This window comes from Rhodohalobacter sulfatireducens, assembly GCF_022012475.1.
Lineage (GTDB): Bacteria > Bacteroidota > Rhodothermia > Balneolales > Balneolaceae > Rhodohalobacter > Rhodohalobacter sulfatireducens.
In genome coordinates, this window is the sequence record NZ_JAKLWS010000001.1 from 438,478 (window position 1) to 450,812 (window position 12,335).

Sequence of the window (12,335 nt, forward strand, 5' to 3'; positions counted from 1 at the left end):
CGAGAGAACTATGATTAAAAAAGTGCTAAAGTTTATCGGGGTTTTTTTGCTGGTACTTGTGATTCTGATTGTTGGCTTGGTGAGCTATTTCTACTTCAATCAAACCAGTAAAATAGATACAGCTATGGAAATAGCCGGTCCTCCGGCTGACAGGATAATCCTTGATGGGGAGAGGTTTCGGGATCTAAACAAGAACGGAGAATTGGATCCATATGAAGATTTTCGTCAGCCTGTTGAACTCAGGGTGGAAGATCTGTTGTCACAGATGACTGTTGAAGAGAAAGCCGGGTTGATGTTTCACAGTCCGGCGGCTGTGGGTTCGGACGGGAATTTTGCAGGTGTATTCAACATTATGAATACATTACCCCTGGAAGTGGCTATCCTGGAAAAGAAGATGAATTTCTTTAACCTTTTTGCCGTGCCCAAAGCAGAACTTCTTGCAGAGTGGCAAAACAGGGTACAAGAGCTTGCTGAGAGAACTCGATTGGGAATCCCGGTTACCATCAGCTCTGATCCTCGCCACACTACCATGGAACTGGCTACTATTGGATTTAATATCGAAGGATTTTCCAAATGGACGGAACCGATCGGCCTTGCGGCAATTGGCGATTCGGCGTTTGTCCACCGCTTTGGTGAAATCGCGGCACAGGAATATCGAGCGGTTGGTATTCACACGGCTCTTCACCCGATGGCTGATTTAGCTACCGATCCCCGATGGGCACGCATTAACGGTACCTTTGGGGAAGATGCTGAACTGGCTGCCAAACTCACCGCCGCCTATGTACACGGTTTCCAGGGAGATTCACTTACCTCATCAAGCGTATCTACAATGACCAAACACTTTCCGGGCGGTGGCCCGCAGGACGATGGTTGGGATGCGCACTTTCGCTTCGGAAAAGACCAGGTATACCCGGGAGATAATTTCGACTATCACCTGATTCCGTTCGAAGCGGCGTTTGAAGCCGGAACCTCACAAATTATGCCCTACTATGGCGTGCCTGTCGGGCAGACCAGCGAAGAGGTAGGATTTGCTTTCAACGAGGAGATCATTACCGATCTGCTTCGGGATTCACTCCAGTATGAGGGAATTGTCTGTACAGACTGGGGACTGATTAACGAGACAACCATTTTGGGATATCCTTTGGGCGAAATCATTGAGTTTGCCGGCACGAAAAATTACGGAGTTGAAAATCTATCTCCTGTACTGCGGGTAAAAAAAGCACTGGATGCCGGTGTGGATCAGTTTGGTGGTGAATCAACACCGGAACTTGTGGTGCAGCTTGTGGAGGAAGGCAGCATTCCTGAATCACGGCTGGATCAGTCCGTACGAAAGTTACTTGCCCTGAAATTCAGGTTGGGGCTGTTTGATGAGCCGTATGTGGATGTTGATCATGTATCTGAGCTAACCGGTACCGAAGAAGCGATTCAATTGGGGTATGAATCACAGTTGAGATCGCAAGTACTTTTGACAAATCAAACCGTCAACGGATCCCCCATTCTTCCGCTTCAAAAGGGAACCAGGATTTACATTGAAAATTTGGATCTGGAGGTTGCCTCTCAATATGGACAAGTGGTTGAAACTGTTGAGGAAGCCGATGTGGCCATTCTGAACCTTGAGGCTCCCAAAGATCCGGAGATGGGAAGTTTTGCCGGGATGGATCTATTTCCGATGGGCCGGTTATACTATACCGAAGAAGAACTGGCCCCGGTGATGGAGATCATTCGACAGAAGCCGACGGTCATTACCACCTATCTTTCCAGGCCGGCTGTGATTCCTGAGTTGGCTGAGTCTGCTTCAGCTATTGTAGCCAATTTCGGTGCAAGCAACGAAGCTATTTTTGATCTGCTCTTTGGTGAGTTCAATCCAACCGGGAAACTACCGTTTGAGATGCCGTCGTCATGGGAGGCAGTACTGAATCAGAAAGAAGATGTCCCGTTTGATTCGGAAGATCCTCTTTTTCCGTTTGGGTATGGGTTGAGTTATGAAGAGTAAAATTGAAATTGTTGGTAGTTGGTAGTTGGTAGTTAGTGGTTGTGGTTCGAGTTCGTTGGTCATTGAGATTCTTTAACTCGTTCCGAAGGTCATGGCCTGTGTAAAAACCTTAAAAATGTATTAATTGCGGCAATTGGTTGAGAATTTGTAAACTCAGCACCATCCTCTGTGTCCACTGCAGTCATGAATTGTACCGACGACTGTTTTCGTATCCACAGCTCCATCCCCTCAGTCCATTCTGCTTGAATGGACGAGATGGGATTCAGTAATCAAATTTTATCATGTGAAAGGAAGCAGAGCTTTACTCGTTGCGAAGGTCCTCCTTCACAACGGAACTATGGAAGCTCCGGCTTCCTTTCTCACTTGCCAAACCAACACCAGTGGGAGACCCATGACTGTTATTATTTGAAGAAAAGATTGAGACTCTAAATGAGTAAAAGGGCATCAGAGAAAGCAATAGCCTATCCTTTTGGAGGGTTAGGAGAAATTTCAACTTCAAAGCTATCAATCGTTTTTATGAGAATATCCGGCTGGTCCACTTTCTCTGGGCGATACGGCCGGTGGGCGGCTCAACTGACGCTTCGGTGAGCATTTGTGCCATTGGGTGCCCTTACTGGGAGCACAAGCGAGTCAACTACGCTAAAGCTTCGTTGACCAAGGACGCTTGCGCTATTTCATATTGTTCGAAAGTGCAGAAAAAAGAAATTGGCCTTGAACTTTTGGTCCAGCTTTGCTGGTCCCGATATTGTCGGAATGGGTCAAGCCAAAATGAACTATGAGTCATTTGAAAGGCACAACGCTGAACCATCAGCCACCACACCCCGACCCCTCGGGAAACCTCCAGCTTCCATTTCAGCCAGCCAGTTAAAGATTCCATCCATCATTTTTTTCGCTAAACCATCTAATGCAAGTGTTAAAAGTAGCCTCACCTAAATCTACTCCCATTAAGTGGTCGTACCTTTTTTATGTGAAAAAAGGTACCCAAACCCCTAAGCCTCGGGACCCGCTATTCCCGGTCAGAAGATAGAATGACGTTCTTAAGCATTCATGAAATTCGGCCTCGAAAGAATTGGCGGATTGAGGGAACCTGAAGATCTGCGGAGACCTTTTATCATACCGGCTCTTACCTTGGTTTACAATCTATAAGCGCGATGGACCATTGATAAAAGGTAGCAGAGATTCAGTGACCGCCGCAAATTCTTTCGCAGCCTTGACCTTTTGGTTCGTTTTGGGTCAAGCCAAAATGAACACCTGTGTTAGTTGAAGCCCTTGCTGGGAGCACAAGCGATTGAACTACACTAAAGCTTCGTTACCCAAGGACGCGTGCGCTATCTGTGTAAAACCATGTCCCGAAACAGAACATCGAAGGGGGACACTCCTCTCGAATTTTTGCATCAAATTTACATCAACTCACCTGTCGCTCATCATCCGGCCAAAAAGGTTTGCGTAGTTTTCGTTTTAAGATCTTGCCGGGCCCGCTCGTCGGCATCGGCTCTCGGCGGATTTCAACTGATTTTGGACACTTATAACCAGCGATATATTTCCGGCAATGAGAGATGACTTCCTCTTCAGTTATCTCTTGGCCTGAGTTTGGAACGACGATTGCAAAAACCGCCTCACCCCAGGTATCATCCGGAATGCCAATAACCGTACAGGAATTGATTTTGTCCAGTTTTTTGATGGCTGTTTCTACCTCGGTTGAATAGACATTCTCCCCGCCGGTAATGATCATATCTTTCAGGCGATCCACGATATAGATAAACCCATCTTCATCCATATATCCCAGATCCCCGGTGTGCAGCCAACCGTTTCGAATCGTCCTTTCGGTTTCTTTTGGGTTATTCCAATATCCGGCCATCACGTGCGGCCCTTTTGTGATGATCTCCCCTATTTTTCCTCGCGACAGTTCCTCACCATTCTCATCAACAACCTTTACGCTCATTCCGGGAACAGGCCGGCCCGCTGATTCAATTTTGGGATTGCCCGGGGTGTTGTATCGGTCCTGCAGCATGGAGATATTCGGTGAGGTTTCCGTCATTCCATATCCCTGGATGAATTCACACTTCGGAAATGTTTCCCTGGCTCTTTTAATAAGTTGAGGAGAGATCGGTGAACCGCCAAAGTTGATTTTTCTTAGACTGGAGAGGTCATACGAATCGATATTCGGTACATCACAGAGTATCTTGATCATCGTCGGTACCAAAGCTGTGTGAGTGATCCTGAAGCGATCAATCACGGAGAGAACTTGATCGGGTTCAAATTTTTCCGGGAAAAGATGCGTGCCTGCAATCATCGTAACTCCGAGATTCCACTGGCAATCGGCTATGTGATACATCGGTGCGGCATGCAGATATCTCCAGGGTTTTCCATCATCCAAAATGGATAAAGCCGAGTGTGAATTGCTGATGATATTGTTGTGGGTCAGCATTACTCCTTTCGGTTGACCGGTTGTCCCGCCGGTATAGAGAATCGTAGCTACATCCTCCCCGCCACGATTTTTGTCGGTTGCAGGTTTACCGGATTTTAAAAAGGATTCATGGTCAATCCATCCATCAGGTGTACAGCTCTTCCCGGCAAAGATGGTGTGCTCAGGTTTAGAGGACTCATCCAACTTTGAATAGGTGTGATCATCTGCAACCAAAATATTTGCACGGCAATCATACAAAAGACGACTGATTTCATGCGACGTTAATCTAGTGTTCAGGGGCACAAAAATTCCACCGGCCCATATGGTTGCAAAGTAATATTCCAGGTGAACGGCGCTGTTACAGGTCAGAGCCGCTACGCGATCATCCCTCTTCAATCCCAACGATAGAAGTGCCCCGGCAAGTTTACTTACACGCTTTATGAAATGTTGCCAATTGATTTGACGGTTTGTTTGCAAATCGACAGTCGCCGGACGGTTTGGATAATTTTCTACCGCTTTTTTACAATATTTCGTTATTTGCATCAGTCATACCTTGATATCAGTCAGATTTTAATTTTAAGAGTCACAATCATTTACTACTCTTAACAGATGGAATGAATAGTAATTGTTTGTAATTCATTTAATGTAAATATCAGAAAACGGTTTGCTTTGGTTAAATACTAAACTGTATCTGAATAGCAGATGAAACACCGGGAAAAATCAATTTTAAACCGTTTCGTTCCTGTTACTGATTGGATCCGGAATTACAATTACCCGGACTTCCAAAACGATTTACGTGCAGGCCTTACTGTTGGAGTTATCCTTATTCCGCAGAGTATGGCCTACGCTCTTCTCGCCGGTCTGCCGCCAACGTATGGTCTGTATGCGTCCGTCATTCCACTGATGATTTATGCCATATTCGGCACATCCCGCCAGTTAAGTATCGGGCCGGTTGCTATCATATCCATACTAATAGCAACCGGTGTGAGTGGAATTGCCGAGCAGGGAAGTGAACAATATATCGCTATTGTATTGGGCATTGCACTGATGGTTGGAGCCACCCAGTTTTTGATGGGGCTTTCCCGGTTAGGTTTTTTGATGAATTTTTTGTCAAATCCTGTATTAAGCGGTTTTACTTCAGCGGCAGCATTCATAATCGGTTTCAGCCAAGCCGGCAACTTGTTAGGCATCGACCTGGAGGGGAGCAAATATGTAATCGTTGTAATCGCTGATATCTACCAAAACATCGGCCAAATTCATCTTCCCACATTTGCCCTGGGTTTGGGATCGCTGGTATTGATTCTGATCATCCAAAAAATCCGCCCAAAATTACCGGCACACCTGATTGCTGTAGTGTTATCTACATTTGCCGTTTGGCTCTTTGGTCTTCATGAAATGGGGGTCGGTATCACAGGAGACGTTGGAAGCGGCTTTCCGACACCGGCTCTTCCTGCTCTTTTTGATATCCCCTTTTGGAATATTCTTCCTACGGTTCTTGCCGTTGCATTTCTTGGGTTCACGCAATCCGTTGCGCTTGCAAAGGCGATGACAGGGCCGGAAACGGACTATAAAGTTGATTCGAACCAGGAGCTGTTCAGTCTAGGGCTTGCCAACATGATTGGGTCGGTATTTAATGCATACCCGGTTGCCGGCAGCTTTTCAAGGACGGCCGTGAACTCCGAAAATGATGCAAAATCACCGGTTTCTCTTTTGATAAGCGCATTGCTTGTTTTGTTGATGCTCCTGTTTTTTACTTCCTTCATCTACTATTTACCGAATGCGGTGCTGGCGGCAATTATCATTACGGCAGTTCCCGGGCTTATTGAGTTGGGTGAAGTTCGTTTTCTGCTGCGAGTACGAAAAAGAGAGCTTGCCCTGATGATGATCACTTTTTTCGCCACTCTTTTGCTGGGGATACTCGAAGGTATTGGAGTGGGGGTACTCATTTCACTGGTCATTGTGATTCATCGAAGTACATACCCGAATATTGTGATGCTGGGTCGCATCCCCGAAACCGATACCTACCGGGACCTGAATCGCTATCCCGAAGCCCTGACTCAGACCAATACAATTATCGTTAGGGTTGATGCAGCCCTCTACTTTGCAAATATCCCTTACTTTAAAGAACAGTTGGAGAAACTTGAACTGGAAAGCGGCAAAAAACTGAACCAGATTATTATCGATGCCATTGGAATCAATGAAGTGGATGCGAGTGCCGTGCAAGGCATCAAAGATTTAGTCAGCAGCTACAAAGAGAGAGACATTAAGGTGATTTTTACGGGGGTGAAAGGTCCTGTTCGTGATATGTTTCAGCGGTCTGGCCTCGACGATACCATAGGCCCCGAAAGATTTTATGTGGATATCAATGAAGCCGTTGAGAGTTTAACCGATGAGAAGGAAGAAGAATCTCATTTGGTTTAAAAAATCGCCGATATTTAAATTTAAAAAGTTGAAATCTGATATATTCTAAGACCCTTCTGAAAACTTCAACAAACTGAATGCACATGGCCGAATCCGTCGACATCGAATCCCTCCGCTACCCCGTCGGAAAGTTGAATGTTCCGAAAGATGTCTCAAAAGAGCAGATTTCAGAATGGATTGATACTATTGAATTGTTTCCCTCAAAAGTAAGGGAGATCACAGAAAACCTTTCGGAGGAGGAACTGGATTGGAAATATCGCCCGGATGGCTGGACAATCCGGCAGGTGGTACATCACGTTGCCGACAGCCACATGAATTCAATCATTCGGTTCAAACTTGCACTAACGGAAGAGGTTCCGGCCATCAAACCATACCATGAAGAGATGTGGGCCGAACTTGCGGATTCCGAAGCTCCCATCTCAATTTCACTATCTCTGCTGGATGGATTACACAAACGCTGGACTCTTCTACTGAAATCGATGAGTGAAGACGATTTCAAACGAAAGCTCTTTCATCCTGAGCAGGGTTGCGATCTAACGTTGACTTTTATGCTTGGCTTGTATGCGTGGCACTGCCGTCATCATTTGGCTCATATCAAACAGGGATTGGAGTCAGCCGGACAGTTTTGATGATAAGAGTGAATGTGATTTCGGAAGAATCATCACTTCCGATTGAACATTTACTTTCATGATATTGCTGTGTGAAATTTTGGATTAACGACCATCAAGTCAGTCTGAATCTCACTCATACTATCCCAATTAATGGAATGGGGCCATGTAGGTATTTTTTTGCCCAATTTGTAGGGTTTTTACCCACATTAAATTACCCTGGATATGACTACATTTATATAGGGAAAGTGTTTATTAGAAACTTCTCGTCTAAAATACTTTGTCTTTTGTGTTCAAATAAAACAGAGAGACCATGCAAGGATCGTCACTATTAAATAAGATCGATCTACTGAATCACATTCAGCATGGAATTATTGTGATTGATCTCGATGGGACTATTTTGTACTGTAATTCAGCCTGTGAAGAGTTATTTGGCTATACTTCTGAAGAGATCATCGGCAAATCTATAAAGTTGCTGCAAGAGAAAGCTGAATCCGCAACATTCTATAAACTATTAGATAAATGCAGACGCGAAGAAAAGTTCAAGGGAAGATGGCGTGCAAAATGTAAAAATGGCTCACAAATTTGGTTAGATGCTCAATCAAGCACGTTGATAGACGAGACTAATCATAAGAAGTATTGCGTAATTACAATCAATAATATCGAACCTCTTGAAACAGCAAAAAAGGACCTCGAAAAATCTACTGCACTCGAGAAAACAATTTTTGAAACAAGTACTGAAGCGATATTCACAGCCGATGAGTCGGGAAACATTTTAGATTTTAATCGAGCAGCAGTTCGAATGTTTGGTTACGATAAAAAGGAAATTATTGGTAAAAATCTCCGTACGATCATTCCATCCTTCAACCCAAAAAGCTTGCATGTTTTTATTAAGCGATACTACAGCAAATTAGAGATGAAGAATACAGGCGAAGATATTGATACTCAGGGGATACGTAAAGATGGATCGGTATTTTATATCAGTATGTCGGTCAGCAATGTGCCCTGGAATAGTGAACAAATGTTCGTGGGAATTATCAGAGATCTGACACAAAAAAGAGAGTTGGAAAAACAGATGGTTGACATAGCCAATCAAGAGCGGCGGCGTATTGGCAGGGAACTGCATGATGGATTGGGACAGATGCTCACGGGAACCCGGATGGTGGCAGAAAGCCTGGCACGCAAATTAAAAGCCAACGAAATTCCCGGTGCCGGGGAAGTAAAGGAGATCTCAAATATGATTAGAGAAGCAGATGAACAAGCACGAGCTATTTCCCGTGGTTTAGTGGAGGTGCATCTTGTTGAAAAGGGGTTGAGTAATGCATTAGAAAACCTGGCTGCTCGAATACCAAAAACATTTGGTATTAATTGTATTTACACAGAAGAGGGCGAATTTGAGTTCGATAATCATACATTGGCATTACACATCTACCGAATCGTTCAGGAAGCCGTAACCAACGCCGTACGGCATGCAGATCCTGAAAACATTTGTATTCGATTGACTAAGAATGAAACGTATTTGTCCGTTATCATTGAAGATGATGGCATCGGTTTTGAATCAGGAAAGGTGCCTGACGGAGGATCAGGTATTCAAATCATGAAATACAGGGCCGATCTTTTGGGGGGAACGGTAAATATTTGCAGAACGGATGATGATAAAACAGTTGTGAGAGTTGTTATTCCAATCGATCTCGACTAACATAAATAAACAAGCGAATCGAAGTCATGATTAGAAGGAGGCTGTTATGGAACAAACTTTTAAAAAACGAATTCTGATTGTTGACGATCACCCGATGATGAGAAGAGGGCTGGCGAGTACCATTGAATCGGAGTTGGGGTACGAAGTAGCATACCAATTAGAAACGGCCGAAGAAGTTCTCGAAAAACTGGATGATGAGGATATCGATTTGATGATTGTGGATGTATCCCTTCCCGGTATGAACGGTATAGAACTGGTGAAGAATGTGATCTTTCAGAAGCCGGATCAAAAAATATTAATGGTCTCCAGGCATGAAGAATCACTGTATGCGGAGCGGGCTCTCAGGGCCGGGGCAAAAGGGTACGTGATGAAATTTGAAAACAGTGAAACGATGATGAGTGCAATTAAAAAAGTACTCCGGGGTGGCATTTATGTAAGTGAAGAGATCAACGAAAAACTCTTGATGAGTGCTATGCAGGGGAAAAAAGAAGCTGTTTCATCACCCGTGGATGTGCTGAGTGACCGCGAACTGGAAGTTTTTGAATTGATTGGGCGTGGGAAAAGCAGTAACGAAATTGCTGAGCAGCTCCATCTTGCCTCCAAAACCATAGAAACCTATCGGTCCAGGATTAAAGAAAAATTGAACTTCAAGAACTCAACCGAGATGATGTACCATGCCGTGAAATGGGTTGAAAATGAGTATTAGATTTTGTTTAAGGTATAGAGTGAGGGTCCTGGCTCGTGCTCGTCTTAGAGATTAGGAAAGGGAACTCTGACAGGTTCTCCTATTCATTTTTTCGACCCTGAAAGGGTCACAGAATACAGCCCGGGGTAAGCCCGTCTGGCGAGTATGGTGAGGCTCAAAGCGATGCCGGGCGCAATCCGGGGTGACAATACAATTCTATCACCAATAGCTCCGCCTATGGATGAATCAACGGCTATATCCTTAAACGGAGCTAGTGTTATTAACCTATAAAGGCTTGTTGCCCAACCCTTCGACAACAATTTGGGCTTGGATACTAGTATTGCCTCGGGTTTACGTAGGTATTGACCTCTGAACCCAGGGTTGCACCCAGCTACGCAGGGTTAACCCTGGGCTTTAATAGATGACCCCATTCGGGGTCTGAAGAATTCCATTGAGAAATGAAGATTTATTATTGACTAAATAATCTCAACGATTATTAGGGATCGGCAAAAATCAAGAAGGAGATAGCGCGAGCGCCCTTGGTCAACGAAGCTTTAGCGTAGTTGACTCGCTCGTGCTTGCATTAGAAATTGCAAAAGGGCACTCGAAGGTTTTGAGCTGTGATCAGATAGGGTTCGAACTCTGCCAGGAGCTGACGCACCCTGGCAGGTCCTTCTATTTATTCTTTCGACCCTGAAAGGGTCACAGAATACAGCCAGGGGTGCAACCCCGGGGTGAAAAGCGTATTCATTTAAAAACCCAAGGCAATAATTATTCCAGGAACATATCGATGTCGCAGGGTTGGGCATGTAAATTTTTTTGGGCAAGTAACCAAAGCACATGGAATCGTGGGCACACACGAGTTCACTACGCTAAAGCTTTGGCAAACAAGGACGCTTGCGACATTAAGTAGATTAGATAGGATCCGAATTCTGCCAGGAGATAGCGCACTCTGGCAGGTTCTTCTATTTATTCTTTCGACCCTGAAAGGGTAGATTTTTAATCCCCAAACACCTCTGTAAGGAAAACCCTTAAACAAATAGTAAGCCTTCCATTACAATCTGCTTCAGACTCAGACTGCAAGAATTCAGGCTAAATCTGCTTTTCTTTTATATGGAAGGCCCGGCAGGATAACCGGGTGTTCAATTCTTATAAATCAAAATCAATTGAGGTTATTGAAAATGAAACTCGCAAAAAACAGACCCAAAGCAAGCACTATAGATGTGTTGAGAAGGGAGATGGATCAGTTCTTTGATGACCTGGTACCATTTTCATGGACGCGAGATAACGGTGGTAAAATGATGGAATCGTGGGCTCCAAGTGCCGATATCTCTGAAGATAATAAAGAATATCTGCTTAGAATGGATATTCCCGGAATGGAGAAAAAAGATATCAAAGTGAACTTCCAGGATGGACGAATTACCGTAACAGGAGACCGAAAAGAGGAGGAAACCGAAGAGGAAAAAGACTTCATCCGTAAAGAGAGATATGAAGGCAGCTTCTATCGGTCATTTACACTTCCCGAAGCCGTAAAAGAAAATGAAATCAATGCAAGCTTTAAAAATGGCGTGCTAAAAATTTCAATTCCAAAAGCTGAAGTGGTAGAACCTAAAGCTATTAAAATTAGCTGAACTCAGAGTACCGGGACATGATACGTTCCGGTACTTTTCATTTTAACCGTTTGCCGGGGGTAGAAGATGATGTTACACAATAAAGTGGCGGTTATTACAGGCGCGGCATCCGGAATTGGCAGAGAGGTAGCCATCTTGTTTTCAAACAAAAATGCTTTCCTGGTGCTCTGTGATGTTGATAAAGGGCAACTAATCAAAACCACCGAAACGATCAAAAAACAGGGAGGACGTGCCATACCGGTTGTGGCCGATGTTTCCAATGAAAAGGATGTAAAGAAACTGATCGAGGAAACCATTCAAGAGTATGGACAATTAGATATCGCTTGCAACAATGCCGGTGTAGGCGGTGAACTGGCAACTACGGCTGATTATTCAATAGAGGAGTGGGATCGGGTGATCAATATAAACCTGCGGGGCCAGTGGCTCTGCATGAAGTACGAAATTCAAGCCATGCTGGAAAATGGCGAGGGGTCAATTATCAATATTGCATCAATCCTGGGAACTGTGGGATTTGCCAATGCACCCGCCTACACGGCTGCAAAACACGGTTTAATAGGTCTTACAAAAACGGCGGCGCTGGAATACGCAACAAAAGGAATTCGTATAAACGCAATTGCTCCCGCATTTATAGAAACGCCCATGCTTGAAAAAGCCGGGATTACTACCGACGAAGAGATGAAAGCAAGTGTTGTTAATCTTCACCCGATGGGGCGTCTGGGCAGGCCCGAAGAGGTTGCAGATGCCGTTTTGTGGCTTGCCTCAAATGAGTCCACCTTTGTTACCGGCCATACATTACTGGTAGATGGCGGATACACAGTTCAATAAAAAATATATAGATGCCATGACTTTTACAGACAGATGGATATGAACAACTGGTATGGCATAGGAATT

At 44.5% G+C, this 12,335-nt stretch carries 9 protein-coding genes; 7 read left to right on the forward strand and 2 right to left on the reverse strand.

The window, feature by feature from the left end; all coding sequences use genetic code 11:
* Positions 1–10 precede the first annotated feature (10 nt).
* A complete protein-coding gene (locus L6773_RS01900; RefSeq protein ID WP_237852146.1) occupies positions 11–1,993 on the forward strand; it encodes a glycoside hydrolase family 3 protein in 1,983 nt (660 codons plus the stop codon).
* A gap of 773 nt (positions 1,994–2,766) precedes the next feature.
* On the opposite strand, the gene L6773_RS01905 is transcribed toward L6773_RS01900, so the two are convergent.
* A complete protein-coding gene (locus L6773_RS01905) occupies positions 2,767–2,922 on the reverse strand; it encodes a hypothetical protein (protein ID WP_237852147.1) in 156 nt (51 codons plus the stop codon).
* A gap of 476 nt (positions 2,923–3,398) precedes the next feature.
* The gene (locus L6773_RS01910) at positions 3,399–4,943 is read right to left on the reverse strand and encodes a class I adenylate-forming enzyme family protein (RefSeq protein ID WP_237852148.1); all 1,545 of its coding nucleotides are present in this window, start codon (positions 4,941–4,943) and stop codon (positions 3,399–3,401) included.
* Positions 4,944–5,102: 159 nt separating this feature from the next.
* Here L6773_RS01910 and L6773_RS01915 point away from each other — a divergent pair, with 159 nt between their 5' ends.
* The 6 genes from L6773_RS01915 to L6773_RS01940 all read left to right on the forward strand — a co-directional run bounded on the left by L6773_RS01915 (position 5,103) and on the right by L6773_RS01940 (position 12,269).
* The gene (locus L6773_RS01915) at positions 5,103–6,821 is read left to right on the forward strand and encodes a SulP family inorganic anion transporter (RefSeq protein ID WP_237852149.1); all 1,719 of its coding nucleotides are present in this window, start codon (positions 5,103–5,105) and stop codon (positions 6,819–6,821) included.
* Positions 6,822–6,904: 83 nt separating this feature from the next.
* Positions 6,905–7,450 carry a YfiT family bacillithiol transferase gene (locus L6773_RS01920; RefSeq protein ID WP_237852150.1) on the forward strand — a complete coding sequence of 182 codons (546 nt, stop codon included), beginning with the start codon at positions 6,905–6,907 and terminating at the stop codon, positions 7,448–7,450.
* Positions 7,451–7,742: 292 nt separating this feature from the next.
* The gene (locus L6773_RS01925; RefSeq protein WP_237852151.1) at positions 7,743–9,128 is read left to right on the forward strand and encodes a PAS domain-containing sensor histidine kinase; all 1,386 of its coding nucleotides are present in this window, start codon (positions 7,743–7,745) and stop codon (positions 9,126–9,128) included.
* A gap of 46 nt (positions 9,129–9,174) precedes the next feature.
* Positions 9,175–9,834 (forward strand): response regulator, encoded by a 660-nt coding sequence (locus tag L6773_RS01930; RefSeq protein WP_237852152.1) that lies wholly within the window; start codon positions 9,175–9,177, stop codon positions 9,832–9,834.
* Positions 9,835–10,994: 1,160 nt separating this feature from the next.
* Positions 10,995–11,444, forward strand: a complete 450-nt coding sequence (locus L6773_RS01935; RefSeq protein ID WP_237852153.1) for an Hsp20/alpha crystallin family protein — start codon at positions 10,995–10,997, stop codon at positions 11,442–11,444.
* A 69-nt stretch (positions 11,445–11,513) separates the two neighbouring features.
* Positions 11,514–12,269: an SDR family NAD(P)-dependent oxidoreductase gene (locus L6773_RS01940; RefSeq protein ID WP_439653416.1), complete on the forward strand. Its 756-nt coding sequence runs from the start codon at positions 11,514–11,516 to the stop codon at positions 12,267–12,269.
* Positions 12,270–12,335: the final 66 nt, after the last annotated feature.